19 protein-coding genes, 1 other RNA gene and 1 pseudogene are annotated in these 22,920 nt (G+C 52.2%); 2 read left to right on the top strand and 19 right to left on the bottom strand.

Features of this window, described 5'->3' with window-relative positions; genetic code table 11:
• Positions 1–7: 7 nt before the first annotated feature.
• The 17 genes and pseudogenes from NSP04_RS05480 to NSP04_RS05405 all read right to left on the bottom strand — a co-directional run bounded on the left by NSP04_RS05480 (position 8) and on the right by NSP04_RS05405 (position 18,430).
• On the bottom strand, positions 8–787 hold the full coding sequence (locus NSP04_RS05480; RefSeq protein WP_257511336.1) for a cell division protein FtsQ/DivIB: 780 nt from the start codon (positions 785–787) through the stop codon (positions 8–10).
• Positions 788–1,762 carry a D-alanine--D-alanine ligase gene (locus NSP04_RS05475; protein WP_371824996.1) on the bottom strand — a complete coding sequence of 325 codons (975 nt, stop codon included), beginning with the start codon at positions 1,760–1,762 and terminating at the stop codon, positions 788–790.
• Positions 1,759–3,156: a UDP-N-acetylmuramate--L-alanine ligase gene (gene murC / locus NSP04_RS05470; protein WP_257511335.1), complete on the bottom strand. Its 1,398-nt coding sequence runs from the start codon at positions 3,154–3,156 to the stop codon at positions 1,759–1,761. Before murC ends, NSP04_RS05475 begins: the two co-directional genes overlap by 4 nt.
• On the bottom strand, positions 3,153–4,226 hold the full coding sequence (gene murG, locus NSP04_RS05465; RefSeq protein WP_257511334.1) for an undecaprenyldiphospho-muramoylpentapeptide beta-N-acetylglucosaminyltransferase: 1,074 nt from the start codon (positions 4,224–4,226) through the stop codon (positions 3,153–3,155). Before murG ends, murC begins: the two co-directional genes overlap by 4 nt.
• Positions 4,223–5,446 carry a putative lipid II flippase FtsW gene (gene ftsW, locus NSP04_RS05460; protein WP_371825003.1) on the bottom strand — a complete coding sequence of 408 codons (1,224 nt, stop codon included), beginning with the start codon at positions 5,444–5,446 and terminating at the stop codon, positions 4,223–4,225. The genes murG and ftsW overlap by 4 nt, the downstream gene beginning before the upstream one ends.
• 29 nt (positions 5,447–5,475) lie before the next feature.
• Complete coding sequence (gene murD, locus NSP04_RS05455) at positions 5,476–6,957, bottom strand: UDP-N-acetylmuramoyl-L-alanine--D-glutamate ligase (protein WP_257511333.1); 1,482 nt, start codon at positions 6,955–6,957, stop codon at positions 5,476–5,478.
• A 15-nt stretch (positions 6,958–6,972) separates the two neighbouring features.
• Positions 6,973–8,127, bottom strand: coding sequence for a phospho-N-acetylmuramoyl-pentapeptide-transferase (mraY, locus tag NSP04_RS05450; protein ID WP_257511332.1), 1,155 nt, complete (start codon positions 8,125–8,127; stop codon positions 6,973–6,975).
• The gene (locus NSP04_RS05445; RefSeq protein ID WP_257511331.1) at positions 8,117–9,577 is read right to left on the bottom strand and encodes a UDP-N-acetylmuramoyl-tripeptide--D-alanyl-D-alanine ligase; all 1,461 of its coding nucleotides are present in this window, start codon (positions 9,575–9,577) and stop codon (positions 8,117–8,119) included. Before NSP04_RS05445 ends, mraY begins: the two co-directional genes overlap by 11 nt.
• A complete protein-coding gene (locus tag NSP04_RS05440) occupies positions 9,504–11,000 on the bottom strand; it encodes a UDP-N-acetylmuramoyl-L-alanyl-D-glutamate--2,6-diaminopimelate ligase (RefSeq protein ID WP_257511330.1) in 1,497 nt (498 codons plus the stop codon). The genes NSP04_RS05445 and NSP04_RS05440 overlap by 74 nt, the downstream gene beginning before the upstream one ends.
• On the bottom strand, positions 10,997–12,757 hold the full coding sequence (locus NSP04_RS05435) for a peptidoglycan D,D-transpeptidase FtsI family protein (RefSeq protein WP_257511329.1): 1,761 nt from the start codon (positions 12,755–12,757) through the stop codon (positions 10,997–10,999). Before NSP04_RS05435 ends, NSP04_RS05440 begins: the two co-directional genes overlap by 4 nt.
• Positions 12,750–13,031, bottom strand: a complete 282-nt coding sequence (ftsL, locus tag NSP04_RS05430; protein WP_257511328.1) for a cell division protein FtsL — start codon at positions 13,029–13,031, stop codon at positions 12,750–12,752. Before ftsL ends, NSP04_RS05435 begins: the two co-directional genes overlap by 8 nt.
• On the bottom strand, positions 13,019–13,990 hold the full coding sequence (gene rsmH / locus NSP04_RS05425) for a 16S rRNA (cytosine(1402)-N(4))-methyltransferase RsmH (RefSeq protein WP_257511327.1): 972 nt from the start codon (positions 13,988–13,990) through the stop codon (positions 13,019–13,021). Before rsmH ends, ftsL begins: the two co-directional genes overlap by 13 nt.
• Before the next feature lie 2 nt (positions 13,991–13,992).
• Entirely contained in the window at positions 13,993–14,421 is a 429-nt protein-coding gene (mraZ, locus tag NSP04_RS05420) for a division/cell wall cluster transcriptional repressor MraZ (protein ID WP_257511326.1), read from the bottom strand.
• Between the two features lie 230 nt (positions 14,422–14,651).
• Positions 14,652–15,056, bottom strand: an RNA gene (rnpB, locus tag NSP04_RS05415) — RNase P RNA component class A.
• Positions 15,057–15,139: 83 nt separating this feature from the next.
• A pseudogene (locus NSP04_RS15025) lies at positions 15,140–15,766 on the bottom strand (DUF3025 domain-containing protein); the annotation flags it as partial.
• A gap of 133 nt (positions 15,767–15,899) precedes the next feature.
• The gene (pyrC, locus tag NSP04_RS05410; protein WP_257511325.1) at positions 15,900–17,021 is read right to left on the bottom strand and encodes a dihydroorotase; all 1,122 of its coding nucleotides are present in this window, start codon (positions 17,019–17,021) and stop codon (positions 15,900–15,902) included.
• Positions 17,022–17,083: 62 nt separating this feature from the next.
• Entirely contained in the window at positions 17,084–18,430 is a 1,347-nt protein-coding gene (locus NSP04_RS05405; protein WP_257511324.1) for a glycerate kinase type-2 family protein, read from the bottom strand.
• A gap of 48 nt (positions 18,431–18,478) precedes the next feature.
• On the opposite strand from NSP04_RS05405, the gene NSP04_RS05400 reads away from it, so the two are divergent.
• Positions 18,479–19,282 carry a class II glutamine amidotransferase gene (locus NSP04_RS05400; protein WP_257511323.1) on the top strand — a complete coding sequence of 268 codons (804 nt, stop codon included), beginning with the start codon at positions 18,479–18,481 and terminating at the stop codon, positions 19,280–19,282.
• Here NSP04_RS05400 and NSP04_RS05395 read toward each other — a convergent pair.
• Complete coding sequence (locus tag NSP04_RS05395; protein WP_257511322.1) at positions 19,277–20,350, bottom strand: aminopeptidase; 1,074 nt, start codon at positions 20,348–20,350, stop codon at positions 19,277–19,279. The two genes, NSP04_RS05400 and NSP04_RS05395, sit on opposite strands and share 6 nt — an antisense overlap.
• A 141-nt stretch (positions 20,351–20,491) precedes the next feature.
• Between NSP04_RS05395 and NSP04_RS05390 the strand changes: the two genes are divergently transcribed.
• Positions 20,492–21,679: a M20 aminoacylase family protein gene (locus tag NSP04_RS05390; RefSeq protein WP_257511321.1), complete on the top strand. Its 1,188-nt coding sequence runs from the start codon at positions 20,492–20,494 to the stop codon at positions 21,677–21,679.
• Positions 21,680–21,690: 11 nt separating this feature from the next.
• Here NSP04_RS05390 and NSP04_RS05385 read toward each other — a convergent pair whose 3' ends face one another.
• Complete coding sequence (locus tag NSP04_RS05385) at positions 21,691–22,704, bottom strand: transglutaminase domain-containing protein (RefSeq protein WP_257511320.1); 1,014 nt, start codon at positions 22,702–22,704, stop codon at positions 21,691–21,693.
• Positions 22,705–22,920 lie beyond the last annotated feature (216 nt).

The raw sequence follows: 22,920 nt of genomic DNA, 5'->3' as shown, positions 1-22,920 counted from the left end.
TTTAGGTTCAGTTCAACTTCATACTTGAAGCACCGGCTGGTACTGCCTCAGCCAATCGCTCGCCCTTTACCGCCACACCCCGTGGGTAACGCAAATCGATGCGTTCCACTGCGGCCATCACCTGGCTTGTTATTTTTGGATAAACCGCCAGCAGTCGATCCATTTTCTGTTCAATGCTGAAATTCTCTTGCTCGCGCCCCAACTCAATAATCAGGCCTGTGTCGGTTTCAATCGACCACGCATAGCGGTCAGACAACATGACGCGCGAGGGCCACATGCCCAGTGTTTCTAATTTTTCAATGCTGGACACATACATTTTCGATACCAGCAGTTCACTGCCAGCGGGTCCATTCAACACGGCAAGTTGGCGATCCTCGGCAACCTCAGCCAGGTTTGCTGAAAACACTTCACCGAAGGTATTGACCAAGCGGGTTTCACCCCATAAAGCCAAGGGTGTGTGGCCTTGAATATTGATTTTCAAACCACTGGGCCAAGTGCGCTGTACCACCGCCTTTCGCACCCACGGCTGGCTTTCAACCTGTTCCCGCACCTTCTGCAAATTGGCGGAGAAAAACGTCCCCTCAATTTTTGGCAGCACGTTTGCCTTAAAACCAATCAGGTTCACTCGATCTACGTCGCCCACCAACTCAACACGCTTTAACTCAAACACCGGGCGTTGTATTAACCACTGAATGCAGGCGTAACCCAACAGCACCAAAGCAAGTGCTGAAAACAGCCCTGCAATGATGCTCATGAGTTTGTCGTCGTTCCAGATGGCACCCAACATTTAGCGTGCACCCCCTACATTCATGCCCGACGCTTTCAGGCGCGCGCTGGCGGCAATGTTCAACACCAGTTGGTCGTATTCCACACCACTGGCCCGTGCGCTCATGGGCACCAGCGAATGGTCGGTCATGCCGGGCGAAGTGTTCATTTCAAGTAACCAGGGCGTGCCGCTTTGGTCGACCAGTACGTCTGCTCGACCCCAGCCTGCGCAGCCCAATACTTGGTAGGCTTTCACGCACAAGGCTTGCACCTGCGCCTCAAACGACGCGTCCAGGCCGCTGGGGCAAAAATATCGTGTTTCGTTCCCGATGTATTTGTTGTGGTAGTCGTAATTGCCATCTGGAGCCTGAATACGAATTACGGGCAAAGCATAAGCGCCTACACCTTCGCCCATCACAGGCACGGTCAATTCCTGGCCGTTTACAAATTTTTCTGCCAGCACAATCGGGTCGTACTTGTACGCCAAGTCAAAAGCCGCCCGCAATTCATCGGCAGTTTTTACTTTGGTCAAACCCAGGGTGGAACCTTCTTGCGCGGGCTTCACAATCAAGGGCAAGCCCAAACGCTGAACCACCGCATGCACATCGAAACCAGGTTCCAGTCGAACGTAATCGGGTGTGGCCAAGCCTTGGCTAATCCAGGCTGCCTTGGTCAGAATTTTGTCCATCGACAATGCAGAAGCTGTGACACCGCTTCCTGTGTAGGGAAGATTCAACCACTCCAACACGCCTTGAATGGTGCCGTCTTCACCAAAACGGCCATGCAGTGAGATCACAGCGCGATCGTAGCCACCCTGGGCCAGTTCAACCATGCCGCGTTCCGCGGGGTCGAACCCGTGTGCATCAACACCGTTGCGCTTCAACGCGGCCAATACCATGCTGCCCGATTTCAAAGACACCTCGCGCTCGGCGGAGCGACCACCGAACAGAACCACCACTTTGCCCAGGCTTTTGGGATCAATCGGATTTGCCATCATTGACCCCCTTGTGCGTTTGCAACCAGGCGGGCGGGCAATGCGCCGATTGAGCCTGCGCCCATGGTGATAAGTAAATCGCCATCGCGGGCAATGTTTAAAATCGTACTTTCCATTTCATTCATGTCTTCAACAAAAACAGGTTCGGTTCGCCCGGCCACGCGCACGGCACGTGCCAGCGAGCGCCCGTCGGCGGCTACAATTGGGGCCTCACCTGCGGAGTACACTTCCGACAGAATCACAAGATCGGGCGTGCCCAGCACTTTTACAAAATCTTCAAAACAATCGCGAGTGCGGGTGTAGCGGTGCGGCTGGAAAGCCAGCACCAATCGCTTGTCGGGGTATGCACCGCGCGCGGCCGCGAGTGTAGCAGCCATCTCTACAGGGTGATGACCATAGTCGTCGACCACCACAAAGTGCCCTCCCTCTTTGGCAGCCACTTCGCCGTAATGCTGGAAGCGGCGACCCACACCATTGAATTTTTCAAGGGCGGTGACAATCGCTTCATCCGACACACCAATTTCAGTGGCCACGGCAATTGCAGCCAGTGAATTGCGTACATTGTGATCACCTGGCAAGTTCAGGGTGATATCGAGCGGCGCTTCGTCTTCACGCAGCACAGTGAACTTCATTTGACCCTGACAAGCCTGCACATTCACAGCGCGAATTTGAGCTTGTTCCGACAGGCCATAGGTCACGATTGTTTTTGATACAAAAGGCATGATTTCCCGCACGCACGGGTCGTCTACGCACACAGCTGCCACACCGTAAAACGGCAGGCGCTGAGTGAACTCGACAAAGGCCTGCTTCAAGCGTGCGAAGTCATGGCCATAGGTTTCCATGTGGTCTGCATCAATATTGGTGATCACAGCAATCACCGGCATCAGGTTCAAAAAAGATGCATCCGATTCGTCAGCCTCTACCACCATGAATTCGCCAGTGCCCAGCTTTGCATTGGCACCAGCTGAGTTGAGTCGACCACCAATCACAAAGGTAGGGTCAAGTTTGCCTTCCGCCAAAATGCTGGCCACCAAACTGGTGGTGGTGGTCTTGCCATGGGTACCGGCAACTGCAATGCCCTGCTTCAAACGCATCAGTTCAGCCAGCATGACCGCGCGTGGCACCACTGGAATACGAGCTGCGCGTGCAGCAAGCACTTCCGGGTTGCTGCCACCAACTGCAGTAGAAGTCACTACGGCATCAGCACCCTCAATGTTTGACCGCTCGTGCCCAGTGAACACTGTCGCGCCCAGCTTGGCCAAGCGTTGCGTAACTGCAGAATCTGCAAGATCCGAGCCACTGACCTTGTATCCAAGATTGACCAATACTTCAGCAATACCGCTCATGCCAGAGCCGCCGATTCCAACAAAGTGAACATGTTTGACTTTGTGTTTCATATTTTCGCAACCTGTTCTATGTGATTCGCCACTTCCTGGGTGGCTTGTGGTTTGGCCAATGCCCTGGCGCGCGCGGCTTGCTCTAGACAGGTTTCCCTGTTCATGTTCATCAACCAGTTCGCAAGCCAGGTGGCGTCCAATTCATTTTGTTGACGCAGCCAGGCCGCATTTTCCTTCACCAGAAAATCAGCGTTGTGGGTTTGGTGATCATCCACTGCATGTGGAAACGGTACAAACAAGGCGGCCACACCAATCGCGGCCACTTCCGCCACTGTCATTGCTCCAGCCCTGCAAATCACCAAATCTGCACTGGCCATGGCACCGGCTACATCATCAACAAACGCAACTTGCTGGGCCTGTACATTTGCTTTTTCGTAATTGTCACGAAGCACGGACAAATTCTTTTCTCCGGCCTGGTGAATAACTTCGGGTCGGTGGGCCATGTCCATCAAGCCGATTGCTTTGGGGACCACTTCATTCAAAGCCTGCGCGCCCAAGCTGCCGCCCAGCACCAGCAGGCGCAAAGCACCTGTTCGGCCCTGAAAACGCACTGCGGGTTCAGACTGGCTGTAAATCATTTCGCGCACAGGGTTGCCCACCCAATGTGATTTGGGCAATGCATCGGGAAAGGCCACAAGGTTTCTATCAGCCAGTTTGGCCAGCACCTTGTTGGTCAAGCCAGCGATGGAATTTTGCTCGTGCACCACCAAAGGAATATTCATTAGGCTGGTCATCATTCCCAAGGGGAATGCAACATACCCACCCATTCCAAGCACCACAGCTGGTTTGGCTCGGCGAAGTATTTGAATGGAGGTCCAGAATGCGCCCAGTAGCTTCAATGGGATCAGCAGTTGCTGCAGCAATCCTTTCCCGCGAAAACCGGAAAACACCAAGGTATTCATTTCCACGCCGCGCGCGGGTACCAGCCGGCCTTCCATGGCTTCAGGATTGCCTGCCCATTGCACTTGCCATCCCCGTGCCTTCAACTCGGCTGCCACGCTTAAACCAGGGAAAATATGTCCGCCGGTGCCGCCTGCCACAATCAATGCGCAGCGTTGCGTTTTGCTCATGCCGCACCCCCACGCATCATTGTTCTGTTTTCAAAATCAATTCTCAAAACCAAGGCCAAAGCAGCACAAGTCACCAAAATGGCTGAACCACCATAGCTCATCAGCGGAAGGGTTAAACCCTTCGTCGGCAACACGCCCAAATTCACACCCATATTGATGAAGCACTGCACGGCAATCCAGATGCCCACACCTTTGGCCACAAGGCCGGAAAAGGTACGTTCGAGTGCAATGGCTTGCGCACCCACTGCGAAGCAACGTTTCACGATATACAGGAACAAAAGAATGACGACGGTGACACCCACGAAACCAAGTTCTTCACCAATTACAGCCAGCAAAAAGTCGGTGTGGGCCTCGGGTAGGTAATGAAGTTTTTCTACACTGCCACCCAAGCCAACTCCAAAAATTTCACCGCGACCAAATGCGATTAACGAATGCGACAACTGGTACGCTTTATTCAGTGCGTTGTCTCCCTCCCAGGGATCCAGATAAGCCAACAGGCGCGCACGGCGATAGTCGCTAAAAGCAATCAGCAAAGCGAACGCCGCGCTGAGGGCAAACAGCACGCCGAAGAACACCCGTGCGTTAATGCCACCCAGAAACAGAATTCCGAATACCACCGTCACGATCACGATGAAGGCACCCATGTCAGGTTCCAGGAGCAAGAGCATGCCCACAAAAAACATGGCCACGAACATGGGGAACAACACTTTGCCAAAGCGCTGCATGTAGGCCTGCTTGCGCACGGTGTAATCAGCAGCGTAAATAATTGCGCACACCTTCATTAACTCGGAAGGCTGAATATTCAACACATACAAAGACAACCAGCGTCGCGCGCCATTGACCTCTTTACCAATCCCAGGAATTAACACCAGAACCAACAAGGCGATGCAACACACAAAGACCAACGGCGCCAGGGTTTGCCAAGTTTTCATTGGGATCTGGAACACACAAAATGCGGCGGCGAAAGCAACAGCAATAGAGATGGTGTGGCGAATCAAAAAATGCGTGGGCTGGTAGTTCGCGTACTTGGTGGAATCGGGTAGCGCAACCGTGGCGGAATACACCATGACCAAGCCGAGGAATAACAAAGCCAACGCAGCCCAAATCAAACCTTGATCAATCGATTGGGCAATATTGCCACCGCGTTTCACTCCGTACATACTTGATGACGACATGCCACCACCGACTGATGTAGCAGGAATCAGGCTTTTGAATTGCATGTTACCGGGGTCTTTTTTGTTCCACTTGCCTAGCATGGCTGCCCCCTGTCGGCGGCAAGACCACGCACTGCACTTACAAACACATCGGCGCGGTGTACGTAATTCTTGAACATATCCAGGCTGGCGCAGGCTGGGCTTAGCAACACGCAATCGCCAGCAACTGCATGTTCAGCTGCCAGCATTACTGCCTGCTCCAGATTTTCCGCCTTCACACAAACTACCCCCGTGCTTTGCAGGGCTTGCAAAATAAGATCTGCGTCTTTGCCAATCAATACGACACGCTTGCAATAGGTCGAAACTGGTTCAATCAGCGGCGAAAAGTCTTGGCCCTTGCCCTCACCGCCCGCAATCAACACTGTGGGTTTTGCCAAGCCATTCAGGGCTGCAACGGTTGCACCCACATTGGTGCCTTTGCTGTCATCAAAATAATCAACACCATCGATTTGAACCACATGCTGAACACGATGGGGCTCGCCCTGGTAATTGCGCAAACCATGTAACAACTTGGACATGGGCATTCCCAGACCTTGGCAAATGGCAAGTGCAGCCAAGGCGTTGCCAGCATTGTGCAAACCAGCCACTTGCAAGGCCTCGGTGGGCATCAGCAATTTCTGGTTCAGCTCGACTTCTTCCTGTTTTCTGCGGCGGGGCGACATTGCATGTTCCTGGTCCCCCAACAATTGGGCCAACCACAACATACCTCCCTCACGCACCAAGCCATAGTCGTTGGCTTTCACTGGTGCACTGATACCGAAAGTCAGCACCTGTGAATTCGCAGGCAGGGTTGCACTACTTACCAAATCATCATCGCGGTTCAATACACACACACCGTTCTCGGAAAAAATCCTGAACTTGTCTTGCGCATACGCCTGCATATCTGGGTGCCAATCCAGGTGATCTTGCGAAATATTCAATACCGTTGAGGCATTGAACTTCAAACGCTTGGTCCAGTGCAGCTGAAAGCTTGAAAGCTCAAGCACCCACACATCGGGCAGTGAATCAGCAATCAGACCTTCACGCAGTGCATCCAGCGCAGCCGGGCTAATGTTGCCCGCCGCCACTACTTTCTTTCCTGCGAATTGCGCCAAGCACTCCACCATGCGTGTGGTGGTGGTTTTTCCGTTGGTGCCTGTAATGCCCACCACTTGGGGCGAGTAATTTTGTTCTTGCGCTAGAAACTCCAATGCGTCTGCAAACAGATCAAGCTCGGAATCAACAGCAGTTTCATGGCGCTGCGCTTGGTCAAGCACCGCAATCATCAAGGGGTGAGCGGGCGGCAACCCTGGGGAAACCACCACGCGGTCAAAGTCCCAGTTCAGTTGGCCTAGTGAATTGAACAAGCACACATCGGCCTGAACTGAGCGAAGTTCTTGCAAACCCGGCGGGGTCTCACGCGTGTCGATCACGGTCAATCGGGCGCCCTGCGCCAACGCCCAGCGCGCGCATGCCAAGCCAGACTCGCCGAGCCCAACTTGCAAAACCGATTGATCACGAAGTAAATTCAAAACCATTCTTCCTTTCTTTATTTAACGCAGCTTCAATGTCGACAAACCCACCAACACCAGAATCATGGTGATGATCCAGAATCGAACCACCACTTGTGTTTCTTTCCAGCCGCTTAATTCGTAGTGGTGGTGCAAGGGCGCCATTCGGAATACGCGTTTGCCCCCGCTGTACTTGAAATACAGCACCTGGATCATGACCGATAGAGTCTCAGCCACGAACACGCCGCCCATGATGAACAGCACCACTTCCTGGCGCACAATCACGGCCACTGTACCCAGCGCACCGCCCAAGGCCAAAGCGCCCACATCACCCATAAACACCTGGGCCGGGTAAGCATTGAACCAAAGGAATGCCAGCCCTGCGCCTGCAATGGCTGCACAGAAGACAGCCAGCTCTCCTGCGCCGGGAATGAAAGGCAGCAACAAGTATTTGGAGTACACGGCATTGCCAGCTACATAGGCGAAAATTGCCAAGGCGGAGGCCACCATCACGGTGGGCATAATCGCCAAGCCGTCAAGGCCATCGGTCAAGTTCACTGCATTGCTGGTACCAACAATCACGAAATAGGTCAGCGCGATGAAACCCCAAACGCCCAAGGGGTAGCTGATGGATTTAAAGAAGGGCACGATCAAATCCGCATTGTTGGGAAGGTGCATTGAAAAACCACTGTCAACCCAAGCCACAAAAATATCGAACACTTCTTGACCGCTTTGCGCCGACACGGCGAAGGCCAAGTAAAACGCGCAAATCAAACCCACCACACTTTGCCAAAAGTACTTCCACTTCGCAGGCAGGCCCTTGGGGTTGCGATACACCACTTTTCGGTAATCGTCGACCCAGCCAATCCAGCCGAAACCAAAAGTGACCAGCATCACCACCCAAACAAAACGGTTGGACAGGTCAGCCCACAACAAGGTTGAAATACCAATGCCGATCAGCACCAGGGCGCCGCCCATGGTGGGCGTGCCTGCTTTGGCCAAATGGGTTTGCGGGCCATCATCGCGCACAGACTGACCAATTTTGTATTGGGTCAATTTGCGAATCACCATGGGGCCAGCCACCAAGCCAACCAACAAGGCGGTTGCACACGCCAACACGGCGCGAAGCGTCAGATAATTGAATACACCAAAGGCACGAATGTCTTGCGCCAGCCACTGCGTCAATTCAAGAAGCATGCTTGGCCTCCCCAGTGTGTTGTTGAACCAGCGCTTGAACAACGCGCTCCATTTTCATGAATCGCGAGCCCTTTACCAGCACAGACCATTGACCCTGTTTTGTTGTATTCATCGTGTCGTCTATCAATGTGTCGATGTTTGTGAAATGTTGTGCACCTTCACCAAACGCATGCACTGTGTGTTGTGTCGCATCGCCCAAGGCGTACAAGTGCTGTACGCCGGTTTGTCGGGCAAAATGCCCAACCTCGGCGTGGTACTCATCAGACTGATCACCCACTTCACCCATGTCGCCCAACACCAAAAGCGTATTTCCGCGCTGGGCGGCCAAAACCTTGCTGGCTGCATTCACGGAATCAGGGTTGGCGTTGTAACTGTCGTTAATTAACAGAAGTGATGGTGTTTGAAGTGCCACTTGCAGGCGGCCATTCACCGCTTCGAATTGCTCGAGGCCGGTCTGAATAGCGAATGAACTACATCCCCCTGCATGCGCAGCCGCTGCTGCACCTGCTGCGTTGGCATAGTTGTGTTGGCCAATGAAGGAAGGCTTTAATGTGATCTGGGCGCCAGGCATGTTCAATTCAGCCTGACCCATTTCACTGCCTTTATCTGCGGGGGACAAATCGAAATCTGCACCTGTACCAAAACGCAGGGTGGCACGACCGGTTGACTGCTCGCGCCAGCATGTTTCAAATTCGTCGGACACAGGAAACACTGCAGTACCGTGGGCTGGCAAATGTGCAAATGCACTGCCATTTTCCATGGCCACTGCCATCACGGTTTTCATGAATTCCTGGTGTTCGCGTTGTGCATTGGTCAGCAGCACCACGTCGGGCTTAACCAAACCCGCCAGGTAATCAATTTCACCGGGGTGGTTCATGCCCATTTCAATCACTGCCGCTCGGTGGTTGTTGCGCAACCGCAGCAGCGTCTGCGGCACACCAATGTCGTTGTTTAAATTGCCTGCGGTCACCAACACGCGTTCGTTGCCAAAATGAGCTTTGCAAATACCGCCCAACATTTCTTTACTTGTTGTTTTTCCATTGCTGCCAACCACCGCCAATACTTTCAAGCTAAAGCGGTGCCGCCAGGCACTGGCCAATGCGCCAAACGCCAGTCGCGTGTCTTTGACCACAAACTGTGGTGTTTCAATGTTCAAAACACGGTCAGTTAAAAGTGCTGAGGCGCCGGCCTGTGCAACTTGGTCAGCAAATTCATGAGCATCAAAACGCTCACCGATCAGGCACACAAAAAGGTCATCCTTGGCCACTTGCCTGCTGTCGGTTTGAATCAGGCGAACTGCACCTTTTAAAGCAGGCGCGGGCTGCAGCAAATGATCAGTCAAGGCTGCAGTAATTTCATCGTAAGACCAATTCAATTCAAGCATGCGCACCTCGCGTTGCAAGAACTGTTTTGGCGCAGGCTGCGTCAGAATGGGGAATAATTTGCTCACCAATGGTTTGCGTGGACTCATGGCCTTTGCCAGCAAGCAAAATCACATCGCGCTCATCGGCATTTCTTATTGCGTACTCAATCGCGCGCACTCGGTCCACTTCCATCTTCACGTGCTCACAATGCTCTTTGTCAATACCCGAATAAATGTCATTGAGAATGCTTTCCGGCCTTTCGCTTCTCGGGTTGTCAGATGTAATTACCACCACATCGGCATTCGTAACAGCGGTCGCACCCATCAAGGGGCGCTTGCTGCGATCTCGGTCTCCGCCGCAACCAAAAACCACCCACAACTTGCCTTTTCTTTTTTCTGCAAAGGGCCGCAGGGCCAACAAGGTTTTTTCAAGCGCATCGGGCGTGTGTGCGTAATCCACAACCACAGAAGGCTTGCCCTCGATGTGCTGCATACGGCCCGGCGCAGGCGTTACCCTTGAAAGTGCATCAACAATTTGGTCGGGGGCATGGCCAAGCTGCACCAAAGTAGCGAACACCAAGGCGAGGTTTTCTGCATTGAAACTGCCAATGATCGACGTGTCGATTTGTACCAAACCGCCGTTTTGTTTCAACTGAATTCGCTGACCTTCATTAAGCTGCGAAACACCAATTAGCTGGCAAGCAACCGACGCAGACCGTCCAACCGAAATGCATTCCACACTGCGACTTTCAACCTGTGCGTGAAACTCGACACCAAACGAATCATCTACATTCACAACTGCCGCACGCAGAGTTGGCCAGTTGGCAAGAATCAGCTTAGACCGGCCATATGCAGCCATATCACCGTGGTAATCCAGGTGGTCTTGCGACAAATTGGTGAACAGCGCAACATCAATACTGACAAAGGCCAACCGACGCTGCTCAAGTCCAATTGAAGAAGCCTCAATGCACACCGTGTCAAAACCTTGCCTGCGCAACTCGTGCAACAAGTGGTGAACACCGACCACATCGGGTGTAGTCAAGCCAGTGTGTGCTTTCAAGTGGTCAGGTTCACCGTAGCCCAAGGTGCCAATCACCGCGGCTTTCTTGCCCAAAACATTTAAGGCTTGTGCCAACCAGCGCGTCACCGTTGTTTTGCCGTTGGTACCAGTCGCCGCAATCACCGTGATGGCATCGCTGGGTGTTTCATAATAGCCAAAGGCCAATTCGGCCAACATGGTCTTCAAGTGCAACACGGGCAGCACACTTGCGCTTTGATAGGCACGGCGGTCGTCATAATCGACCAGCACCAAACCACAGCGCTGCTCACGCAACAAATCATCAGCCAGATTTCGAGGGTCAAACTTTTCACCAGGCACAGCAAGAAATACGTCTTGCGGGCCGGTAAGACGCCGATGATCTGTCACCAAAGCAGAGCAGTCGGCATAGAAACCACGCTCATGCAATTCTGCCAATACTTCCGCAACAGAATGCAGGTAGGCGCTAATCATAGATTGCTCCCCGTGCCTGCTGGCGCTGCGACAAACTTTCGCAACTGCTCAGTGGACTCGATGGCATCGGGCTGCACATTCAGTCGAGTCAATACGCTTTTGGTGATAACCGAGAACACCGGCGCGGCCACCAGGCCGCCAAAGTAAATGCCGCTTTTGGGCTCGTCCACCATAATTGCCACGATAACCCGGGGATCAGAAACTGGCGCCAAACCGACATACGATGAAACGTACTTGTTGACGTAACGCCCACCTTCCTGCTTGTGCGCAGTACCTGTTTTTCCGGCGACACGGTAGCCCTGCACCTGCGCTTTGGGCGCAGTGCCTTCCGGACCAGAAGCCAGCTCGAGCATGTGCAGCATGCTATCAGCCACTTGCTCGTTAATCACTCGATGCGAAACCACTGGGTCTTGAGGGCCTCGCTTCATCAAAGACGCTGGAACGAATTGCCCCTTGTTGGCGAAGATGGTGTACGACTGCGCCAGTTGAATCAACGACACAGAAATGCCGTGACCATAGGACATGGTGGCCTGCTCAATGGGGCGCCACTTGTTCCAGGGGCGAACACGGCCCGCCACCGCACCTGGAAAAGCAATTGATGGTGTTTGACCAAAACCCAGCAGGTTGAAAAAATCCCATAGATCCTTTCGTTCCAGGTCAAGCACAATTTTGGACGTGCCCACATTGCTGGATTTCTGAATAATTTCTTCGACGGTCATCACGCCATATTGCTTGGTGTCAGTCACCGTGGCCGGGCCAATCGACAAGCGGCCATTGCCAGTATCAATTTTTGTGGATGACTTTACCTTGCCCTGATTCATCGCCAAGGCAACACCAAAAGGCTTTAGAGTAGAGCCAGGCTCGAACATGTCAGTAAAAACGCGGTTGCGAAGCTTTTCGCCATGCATTTGTCCTCGGTTATTCGGGTCGTAAGTCGGGATATTGGCCATGGCCAACAGCTCACCAGTTTTAGCATCAAGCACCACAGCGGCAGCGGCCTTGGCCTTGTGAAACTCGACTGCTTTTTTCAATTCTGACAACACGATGTACTGCACATCGGCATCAACAGACAACACCACATCTTGTCCATTCACCGGTGGTCGCAGCTCGCGAATGTCTTCAATCACATTGCCCAAACGATCACGAATTACATTGCGCTCGCCATCTTCGCCGGTCAAACGCTCATTGAATGCAAGCTCAACACCCTCTTGCCCCTTGTCTTCAATGCTGGTGAAGCCGACCAAGTGCGCCATGGTTTCGCCTTGCGGATAATGACGCTTGCTTTCAGTCACAAATCCCAGGCCTGGAATTTTCAATGCCTTGGCTTTTGCCGCAACATCGGAATCCACCTGACGGTCCAAGTACACGAACGCACGCTTGCTGTCTTTTCTCATTTGCGCAATCATTCGCTCAGACTTCAAGTCCAGCACCGTGGCCAGCTTGCGCAAGTCCTCGTCTTTGGCATCAACAATTCGACGGCCGTCATACCACACCGCTTGCGCTGGTACGCTTTGCGCCAGCACCACCATGTTTCTATCTAACAAGCTGCCGCGACTTGCCTGCAATGGCAACGTCCGCTCTAGACGCTTGGCCCCCTGTTCTTGTAGAAAATCATTTGAAACAATTTGAAGATGTCCGGCTCGCGCTATCAACCCGCCAAACGCCAGAAAAATGCACACCAAAACAAAACGCGACCGCCAAGCTGGCAATCGCATTTCCAGTAATTCAGAACCGCCAAATCGAACAGCTTTACTCATGCTGAAAGCCCCCGTCCAATGGCATAAAAATTACCGATCCTTGGGCCGGTGGGCTCATATTCAGTTTTGTTCTGGCGACATTGTCGACACGCTCGCCCTTGGCCAAGGCCACCTGCTGAAGTTGCAAGCGAGTAAATGCAACCTCAATTTGCTGCTCAGCCTGCTGCTCTTGCCCCAAGGCCACAAACAAGGTTCGGGCGGCATGCTGTTGTTCAACCACCAACATGGCGCAAAAAATAACGAGGGTCAGCAGCAGAATATTCAAACGCCCCATGCTGCCCCCTTGCCGTTCAGTTCAGATGGCAACTCAGCCAGTTTTTCAGCCACACGCAACACTGACGAACGCGAACGGGGATTCAGCTCGCACTCTTCTTTCGTGGGCTTGATACGCTCCAGCTTTTTCATCAAGGGAGTGGGTTCTGGCAAAGGCAGTTTACGCAAACGCGCATCTTGCTGCGATTTTGGATTGGCCAGCCTCTCGACAAACTGTTTGGTAATGCGGTCTTCCAGCGAATGAAAGCTGATCACTGCCAGCCGCCCACCCACCTTCAAGCGCTTGAAGGCAACGTTTAAACCTTGTTCGAGCTGCGCAAGCTCCTGGTTGACGTGAATCCGTAAAGCCTGAAAGGTGCGCGTTGCAGGGTCTTGGCCCGGCTCCCGCGTGCGAACTGCCCCTGCCACGATCTGGGCAAGGTCGAGTGTTGTAGTGATCGCCCGCTCCGCGCGGCGAGCAACAATCGCTGTTGCAATCTGAACAGCAAACCGTTCTTCCCCATAATTTTTTATAACCTCTTTGATTTCCCGGGCATCGGCCCGAGCAAGAAAATCGGCCGCTGACTCACCTGTCTGCGGATCCATACGCATGTCCAAAGGACCATCTCTGCGGAAACTAAAGCCACGATCGGCCTGATCGATTTGCGGCGAAGACACGCCGATGTCCATCAACACACCGTCTACCTGATCAACACCCACGCTATCGAGTGCCTCATCCAGATCAGCAAAGGCGCTGCGCACTCCTTGAAAGCGTGTGTCATGAATTGAATTCATGGCCTGCACTGCTTGTGGGTCGCGATCAAGTGCGATAAGCCTGCCCTGTGCGGACAAACTAGCCAGCAACGCGCGGCTGTGCCCACCACGGCCGAAGGTACAGTCAAGGTAAATTCCATCAGGTTTGTGCAACAGGGCTTCAACCGTGGGTTGAAGCAGCACGGGGATGTGTTCATCGATACTCACCTTCAGAAACTAAATTCGTTCAGTGATTGAGGCATGCCAGCAGCAATCGCCTTTTCCTCTTCCACTTTCAACATTGTGGAATCCCAGATCTCGAAGTGACTACCCATGCCTAGCAACATGACATCTTTATTCAGCGAGGCAGCCTCGCGCAATTCTGGCGACACCAGAATACGACCAGCCGAATCGAACTCGACATCGGTTGCAAAGCCAAGGAATATTCGCTGCCAAGGGCGGGCAGACATGGGCCAAGCAGCAATTTTCTCGCGATGCTGCTCCCAGACTGGGCGCGGAAACATCAGCAAGCAGCCGTTGGGGTGTTTTGTCAGCGTCAAGGCTCCCTCGCACTGCGTTTGCAGTGCATCACGATGCTTCTGTGGCACATTCATGCGCCCTTTTGCATCCATTGATAAGGAAGAACTGCCTTGATACACGTTGATTAATTCCCCACAAAATCACACAAATCCCCACAGATCACCACTTTACGCATTATGAAATCGGTGGTCAAGCAGTTCTCTAGAGAAAACGCTTTACAACCAATGACTTACAATGATTTTATAGAAAAACAACAAGAAAAAAAGCTGAAAAAATAAGGATATAAAGACAACACTGAAAGTAATGTCTTAAGAAAAGCAGAAGGGAGGTAAAACCGAATGGGGGATAAGGGGAAAGCGCGCCTGTAAGCCGGATTCTGTTCAATGGCCTTTCAGCCAAAGTGACAATCATTCCTCTAGGCTGAAAATTACTCTTCAGCTCAAGCCACCTACCCGCGCGCTCGGGGAGCGCCGTTGACGCCCGAAAGCGTCTGCGCGCCTATTTGGTGTTGCTCCAAGTGGGGTTTACCTAGCCAGCCTTGTCGCCAAGTCTGCGGGGGTCTCTTACACCTCCGGTTCGCCCTTGCCTGTGAAAGTTTCCTTCCCATCGGCGGTGTGTTTTCTGTTGCACTTTCCGTCGCCTTAAGTTTTGTTGCCAAAACCGTATAGCGCCTGGTGGTTAACCAGCACCGTGCTCACTGGAGTCCGGACTTTCCTCTCCCTGTAATTCAGGCAGCGATTGTCCGACGCACTTTCCGGGACTCAGTGTAGACCCATCCCACACAAATGCCAATCTTTCATGCAATGAAGAAACCCGACGTGTTGGCTTGGCGCGATAAACAGCCGTGTCGTTATAAAATCCGGGCACATCTGAAGCGGAAAACCAGCCCGGCACCCCCATTACAGGCAACGGACTTAAATTGGCGGGGTCTTGAATTTGCTTGGCGACCTGTAACACCAAAGCTTGTAATTCCACATCGCTTAGGTTTAACGTCGGCACCTGAACCGGAATCGCCTTGGCACACAAGCCTTTGTGTGGTGAATGCATTGAATCGAGCAAACCATGTCCCACGATCAAAACGCGTGCCCGTCTCGACCAAACTTCGCGACCTCCCTCGAATAGGCTGCGCCAGTCGTGATTCAACAGCGCAGCGCTTGCGGTTGGGTCAGTGGTCAACAACAAAGCGCCACTTTCATCAAACAGGGTTAGCGCATCGCGCAGCCTGCTTCTACCATTCGCGGACTGAAGAGTTGTGTCCTTAGAGTCAGTGATGTGTCGTGAATTGATCAGGGCTTTAAGTCCCGCAAACTTTAACCACACCTGCCCGTTGTACCAGTCATGGGAAATGTCGCGTGTTGGAATCAGGCCTTGGGAAACGCAACGCTCGTATTCCAGCGCTCCCAAAGTGTCGGTCGAATGCACGAACTTTGGAATTTTTTCACCCGCGCGCTCCCCAATCCGCATATTCACTAGCTGGCGCTCCGTATTCAGCGCAGATGAAACAAATCCTGCTTCATTCGCCGCATTGCCATGCCAGGCTGCATCCACACCGTAGGGCCAGAGCCAAGGGAAAGAATCTCTCGCAGCCACCGCAGTCTCAGCGAAGCCGGGTCACAGTCCAGTCCAGCGATTCGCCTGCGCGAAGGGGAACAATTCCGCTGTCAGTAACAAAAGGCAGGCGCTCAGGAACGTCAAACCTCTTGCGCTGCAATTCAAACCTGCCCTCGTTCACCGGCAAACCATAAAAAGCTGGGCCATTCAAACTACAAAACTTCTCGAACAGCTCCACTGTGTCAAGCGCACCCGCCTGCTCAAAAGCTTCTGCATACATGGCCATGGCGTAGGGTGCAGAATAACAACCCGCACAGCCACACGACATTTCTTTTAAATGTTTGGCGTGCGGCGCACTGTCAGTGCCCAAAAAGAACTGTGGCAATCCGCTGGTTGCGGCTTTCAGCAGGGCCTTGCGGTGCACCTCGCGTTTCAGCACAGGCAGGCAATACCAGTGCGGCTGCAAGCCACCCTTGAACAAGGCATTGCGGTTGTACAACAAATGCTGGGGGGTAATGGTGGCCGCCAGAAGCAAACGTCCTTGCGAATCGCGACCAGAATTCTCAGTCACAAAAGTGGCGGCCTGTTCGGTGGTAATGTGCTCAAAAACCACCCGCAAGTTCGGGAACTGCTTGCGCAATGGTTTCATGACCGTGTCGACAAATGCCGCCTCACGATCGAATACATCCACATCTGCGTCAGTCACTTCCCCATGAACCAGCAAGGGCAAGCCATGGGCTTCCATGGCCTGCAACACCGCACCACACTGCCCCAGCAAATCAGACACACCCGCTTCTGAATTCGTAGTAGCACCAGCCGGGTAAAGCTTTACAGCATTCACAACACCACTTTTCGCAGCCTTTTCAATTTCAGCTGGACTGGTTGCGCCCGTCAGGTACAGCACCATCAAAGGCTGAAACTGACGCATCACAGCCTGCTCTTCCTCAGTGTATTTTCCTGAGGCACAGACCTTTTCAACCGAAGCAAGAATTCGATCTCGGTATGCAGCCGCTTGATCAACTGTTGTTACTGGTGGCTTCAAATTGGGCATCACGATTGCACGGCGAAAGTTCAGTGCCGTGGCCGCCACCACATGCTCCAGGGCCTCACCATCACGAAGGTGCAGGTGCCAATCGTCGGGCGGCGCTATTTGAAGTGTTTGAATCATTGGGTCGCAATCGCTGTGAAAATAGTTTGCCTATTTTAACTCACCGGCCCTCGCGGGAAATCTCAAGGCTTGCCGATCAGAATAATCCTCAAGTCATTCACATTCGTCATGGTCGGCCCGGTCATCAACAACCTGTCCAGGCGTTTGAAATAGTCATAACTGGTGTGTTGGTCCAAATGCAATTGCGGCGCCAACTTTGCCAACTTGCAACGCTGCCGGTCACCGGGCAACAACAAGGCACCCGCATGCCCGCCAATGCCATCAATGCCGTCTGTGTCTGCTGCAATCGCAGCCACCTCCACTGGTGATGCCAAATCACGCAAATAAAAAGCCAGTGCCAGCAAAAACTCGGAATTGCGGCCACCCCTGGCTTGTCGAAGCTGGGTATCGTTCAAACTCACAGTGCATTCACCACCACTGATAATCGCCAAGGGTGCCGCCGGCCAGCCACCATGCCCCATGGCGGCCTGCTTCACAATGGCAGCATGAACCTGCGCAACATCTTTGGCCTCGCCCTCCAGGGTGTCGCCCAGGTTCAACACCTTGTAGCCTTTGCCCTCCAGGCTTTCAGTTACCGCATTCAGCGACTTCAAATTGCTGGCCAGCAAATGTGTTTTCACTTTTCGAAATACCAATGAACTTCGCTTGGGTGTGTCGGGCACCTCGCCTTTCACCCCTTTGTCCAGGTAACGTGAAATTGAATGTGGCACTTGAACCGCCCAGCGCTTCAATACTTCAACTGCATCATGGAAGGTACTTTCGTCTGGGCTGAATGGCCCTGAAGCAATTGACGATGGATCATCTCCAGGCACATCCGAAATCAGCAGTTGAAACACCGGCGCACGACACACCTGCGCCAACTGCCCCCCCAACGTTAAGGTGACATGCTTACGCACAATATTCATCTCATCAATTGGTGCGCCACACGACAACAAGGCGCGGTTCAATTGCTGCAAATCAACAAATGGAATGTCACGCACAGGCACACTCAGCAAACTTGATCCGCCGCCTGACACCAAAGCAATCACCGCATCGCTTGAAGGCACTTCGGAAATTGCCTTGTGGAGCCGCCGCGCTGCACGTTGCCCATCTTCATCCGGCACCGGGTGCGCAGCTTGAATCACCTCAATCGTGGAAGTTTTGAGCTCATGCCCGCGCCGGGTCACCACAAAGCCCTGCAGCTTTTCAGCGCCGCCATTGGCTTTTTCCAAAGCCCTTGCCATTGATGCCGCAGCCTTGCCCGCACCGAAAACCCAGATGCGCTCGCGTTCAGGCGCCAACTGATTCAACCAGGGCACAATTTGTTCTTGCCACGCCGCTTCAATGGCCAAGTTGGGCTGAGCAGCCAATACGCCCGCATTGAACGCCTGCGTCAAAAGGTCTTTGTAAAAATCATCCTGCTCAGACATGAAAAGTCTCTTAAAATAAAAATTAATCAACAATCCACCAATTAAACCATGTGTCAATTGCTCGGCATGAACTGCAACACGCCAACCGACATTCAATTTTCATTTGAGGGCTTCGCCAAGCGTGGCGGCTTGACCGATGAACACGCTGACGGTTGGGGAATCGCATTTTTCGAAGGATCTGCCGCACGCTGTTTTATCGATCACCGCCCCGCCTCTGATTCGCCCGTGGCCGAATTGATCCGCAACTACCCAATTCGCTCGTATAACGTAATTTCTCACATTCGCAAAGCCACGGTGGGGCAGGTCAAGTTACAAAACTGCCATCCGTTTATTCGAGAATTGTGGGGCCAGGCTTGGGTGTTCGCCCACAATGGCGATCTGAAAAACTTTCACCCCAAATTACAAGGTGATTTTCTTCCCATCGGTGAAACCGACAGCGAACTCGCATTTTGCTTGTTACTGCAAACCCTGAAAAATGAGTTCGGATACAGAACACCTGCGAACCGGCCCAGCGTGGCTGAAATTGACAAAGTGCTCAGACCCGTTTGCGAACAGATTGCGGGATTCGGTACTTTCAACATGTTGCTGTCCAACGGACAAGCCATGTACACCCACTGCTCCACCAAACTTGAATATATTGTGCGTGCGCACCCTTTCAAAAATGCACATTTGGTCGATTGCGACCTACAGGTTGATTTTGGCGCAGTGACCACACACAACGATCGAGTGGCGGTCATCGCGACCACGGCACTGACCAATGACGAAGTGTGGACCCCTTTCGAGCCACACACTTTTTTGGTGTTTGAAGACGGCTGCCCAGTGTTGAAAAACGGGCAACGTGCTGCTCTATAAACAAGTACCCGAATTTGCCTTTGTCGAAGCATTCTGGGTGGTTACATCAACCAAATTGTCCAACACCGTATTACGCTTATCGGCAGGCAGTTCCCCCAAAGCCTCAACTGCCGCGTAAAAGCGGGGAAAGCTTCCATCGCATTTCAAAAACAAAGCCTTAAAAGCAGGCACATAATTGGTGTACAAACCCGACACGCCTAGTTTTGCATTGTTCAAATCTTCCGCCATAAATCGATCATAGCCAGCCCATCCACCCCAACTGGCTTTCAACTTACCGTAGTCAGCACGAAGCAAATCAAAGCGGGCTTTTTTTGCATCAAGCACCTCGTCTTTCCTTAACTGATCCTTGTTCTCGTAAATTACCTTCAAATCGGCCTGCGCTTGCGCCAACAGGGCTCGAAAGGCTACTCGTCTTTGGTCAAAGTTTTCATATTGTAGCTTCAAGTCGGCGCGCCCAGGCTGCGCCAGCCAAACAGTCACACCAAGCTCCTCGACCGCCGTGGCAAAACTTTCGTTGAACATGGTGTCATCGGCAATGTACACAACCTGGTGCGCCAATTCATGAAAAATCAAACGAGCCAGTTCACCTGCCGGGTAATTAATAAAAGTGTTTAACACAGGGTCGGGCGTGAAGCCCAAAGTGGAATAAGCAGGAACGCCCAACACAGCCACGTCCAGGCCATCTGCTTTCAATTGATTGCCCAACTCAAGCGCATCCCGTTCCTGATAAAAGCCTTTGTAGGAAATACAGCCCGTGAAAGGAAAGCACCATGTTTTCAAATTCAAACCGTCCACTGGCGACGCGATCACATTCCAGACTACATAAGGACGGTTCAGATCGGCATAAGTGGTGTAGCTTCGATTGTCGGGCAAGGCAAGCGCCTCAATTGAAAACTTCCGGATGTCTTGAACATACTGAAGCTGCGTGCGCAGCTTTTCACTGGTGTCGGCGGACAAAAGAACCCTATCAATTTTTTCTGAAGCCGCAAGCACCTGCAAGTGACCTGTGGTGGCCTGCCAAAAGTAAGCGCCAGTGCTACAAGCATTTAAAAAAACTAAGGCGCTCAATACAATCGCTACCGTTACCACTTGCCGCACTTCGAACCCCGATTTATTTGACGATTACCGATCTAATAGTAAAGCACAGCAATTGCCACGAATGACAAAACCTGCGATTCTTAGGGCTTGTATCAAAGAGTGAAGTTTGTTGTGAATCCGAGCAAAATTGAAACTTGGGTTAACACCCGCCGAGACATTCACGCGCACCCTGAGCTGCGCTACGAAGAAAATCGCACTGCAAAAATTGTGGCAGATCGCTTGACCGAACTGGGTTACTCAGTTGAAACCGGAATCGGACAAACAGGAGTGGTCGGCTTCCTGACGGGTACTCAAGGCAAAGGAAAAACAGTTGGCCTGCGTGCCGACATGGACGCGCTGCCCATTCAAGAAAGGAATCAATTTCCACATGCCTCGCAATATGCTGGAAAAATGCACGCATGTGGTCACGACGGTCACGTTGCCATGCTCTTGGGCGCCGCCCAGGAAATATCCGAGAACAGGGATTTCAAAGGCAGTGTTGCGCTGATTTTTCAGCCGGCCGAAGAAGGCGGCGCGGGCGCACAACGTATGATTGAAGACGGCTTGTTCGAGCGATACCCAGTAGATGCCGTTTTCGCCATGCACAACTGGCCTGGCTTGCATGAAGGCGAATTCGCCGCGCACACCGGCCCGGTAATGGCGTCGAGCAATGAGTTTTCTGTGGAAATCCATGCCAAAGGAGCGCACGCAGCAATGCCTGATCTTGGCATTGACCCAGTGGTCATCGCAGCCCAACTTATTTTGGCATTTCAAACCATCATCAGTCGAACCTGCAAGCCGGTTGACCCGGCAGTGCTTTCAGTAACCCAGATTCAGGCAGGTGAAGCAATAAACGTGATTCCAGACAGGGCAACGCTACAAGGCACCGTGCGTACATTCAGCCTGCAAACGCTCGACCTGATTGAACACCAAATGCGAAAGCTAAGCACAGAAATGTGCGCCGCTTTTGGTGCAAGTGCCGAAATGAAATTCGAACGGAAATATCCACCGACTGTTAACACACCTGAAATGGCCGCACTGGCTCAGCACGCCATTGAATCAATACCAGAAGTAACCGCAGTTCATTCGAACTTACCACCCACCATGGGCGCAGAAGACTTCGCCTTTATGTTGCAACACAAACCCGGCGCCTATTTGTGGATAGGCAACGGCGAGGGCGGCCACAGAACGCATGGACACGGTATCGGGCCATGCACTCTTCACAATCCAAGCTACGACTTCAACGACAAGATATTGCCGCTGGGTGTGAAAGCGTGGCTTGCCATCACACATGCATTTCTAAAATCCGCTCAAGATTAATTTACCGCGTATTAATTTACCGTGTAGGCCAGCAGGGCTTCAAAATCCTGCTGCTTCGGTCTTCTGCCCATAACCAGCAGCTCTCCTTTGTTTGGCTTCAGCATTAATGAATGAACACGTCCCTGCTTTTGTAAGGGAATCCAGGTTTTACCCTGCAATAGCATCAACTCTTCATACACTAGCGATTCAATCTTGAACCTGTGCTGGGTGCGTCCAAGACGCCCGGCAACCGGTGCTTGAATCACTTTGAAAGAACCAGGTAACTGGTCAAAGGTACTCACTAAAGGCACGTTTAAATGAGTACGTCGAACCTCAAGAATCGCCCTTGCGTCAAAGCCAATGGAGGCGGCGTAAAGCGCGTCTTCCGGCAACTGGCTAAACAGTCTGTAATTCACATCAAATTGCCGCTGCTGGCCCAGTTCGTCTGCTTCGTCAAAATGGCTCAACACAGCCTGTTCTGGTGGAATCAGAAAGAACAGATCGCTTTGATCTCGTTGAAAACCTTCATTACCAACATAACCAGCACCCCATGTCGCGTCAATCACACGCCATTCACCGTTTACTTTAACTGCATTCCAAACGTGATTCACTGCCTTGCCGTTTCGTCGAGCACTTACCGCTCCGCCTTTGGCCAAGCCATAAATTGTTTTTACCTCAAGGCCCGCCTGCTGCATCAAACGCTGCACAACATTGGCATACACAGCACAACTTCCCCCAGCTAGTTTGTAAAGCTGATCCAAGGAATGATTCTTGGGGTCACCAATCTTGGACGCCAAATGTGAATCGTGTTTAAAGTGATTCGTCACCCATCGATAAATTAGCCACGCACGCTCATGATCATTTGAAGCAACAGAAACAAGTGCATTCAGTTTCGAACTCAGGTCCTGATCACGTGTGACCAACACCCGATTCAAATGACTGTGCAGGTATTGGGTCCTTAAATGGTCGTTTGCTTTAACGGTCACGTTGAAAGTAAATAGCAGCGCTGCGCTGAGAACAATCACAAAGACACGTCGTAAAGGCATTAATCGGTTCACCAGACTATACATTCTTAGAAAAACTAGAAAGGTGGCAAGATTACCGGATTGGCTAATAGTTAGTTGCTCGACTTAACGCATAAATGACGTGAGGGTTCGTTCTGGAATAGACAAATCAAATTAAAAAAGCCAGCTTATAAAGCTGGCATTTTTATTGGCTTGATATTTTGATTGGTGCAAATAAAAAACCCCGCCTCTGAATGG

It is taken from the genome of Limnobacter parvus, from assembly GCF_024623725.1.
GTDB classification, from domain to species: Bacteria; Pseudomonadota; Gammaproteobacteria; order Burkholderiales; family Burkholderiaceae_B; genus Limnobacter; species Limnobacter parvus.
The sequence above is the reverse complement of the archived record's forward strand: the minus strand, read 5'-3'. Positions and strand labels throughout refer to the sequence as shown.

Coding starts and splice junctions, on each gene's coding strand:
- NSP04_RS05480 (WP_257511336.1), bottom strand. CDS start 787: ATGTTGGGTGCCATCTGGAACGACGACAAACTCATGAGCATCATTGCA.
- NSP04_RS05475 (WP_371824996.1), bottom strand. CDS start 1,762: ATGATGGCAAATCCGATTGATCCCAAAAGCCTGGGCAAAGTGGTGGTT.
- murC (WP_257511335.1), bottom strand. CDS start 3,156: ATGAAACACAAAGTCAAACATGTTCACTTTGTTGGAATCGGCGGCTCT.
- murG (WP_257511334.1), bottom strand. CDS start 4,226: ATGAGCAAAACGCAACGCTGCGCATTGATTGTGGCAGGCGGCACCGGC.
- ftsW (WP_371825003.1), bottom strand. CDS start 5,446: ATGCAATTCAAAAGCCTGATTCCTGCTACATCAGTCGGTGGTGGCATG.
- murD (WP_257511333.1), bottom strand. CDS start 6,957: ATGGTTTTGAATTTACTTCGTGATCAATCGGTTTTGCAAGTTGGGCTC.
- mraY (WP_257511332.1), bottom strand. CDS start 8,127: ATGCTTCTTGAATTGACGCAGTGGCTGGCGCAAGACATTCGTGCCTTT.
- NSP04_RS05440 (WP_257511330.1), bottom strand. CDS start 11,000: ATGATTAGCGCCTACCTGCATTCTGTTGCGGAAGTATTGGCAGAATTG.
- NSP04_RS05435 (WP_257511329.1), bottom strand. CDS start 12,757: ATGAGTAAAGCTGTTCGATTTGGCGGTTCTGAATTACTGGAAATGCGA.
- ftsL (WP_257511328.1), bottom strand. CDS start 13,031: ATGGGGCGTTTGAATATTCTGCTGCTGACCCTCGTTATTTTTTGCGCC.
- pyrC (WP_257511325.1), bottom strand. CDS start 17,021: ATGATTCAAACACTTCAAATAGCGCCGCCCGACGATTGGCACCTGCAC.
- NSP04_RS05405 (WP_257511324.1), bottom strand. CDS start 18,430: ATGTCTGAGCAGGATGATTTTTACAAAGACCTTTTGACGCAGGCGTTC.
- NSP04_RS05400 (WP_257511323.1), top strand. CDS start 18,479: ATGTGTCAATTGCTCGGCATGAACTGCAACACGCCAACCGACATTCAA.
- NSP04_RS05385 (WP_257511320.1), bottom strand. CDS start 22,704: ATGCCTTTACGACGTGTCTTTGTGATTGTTCTCAGCGCAGCGCTGCTA.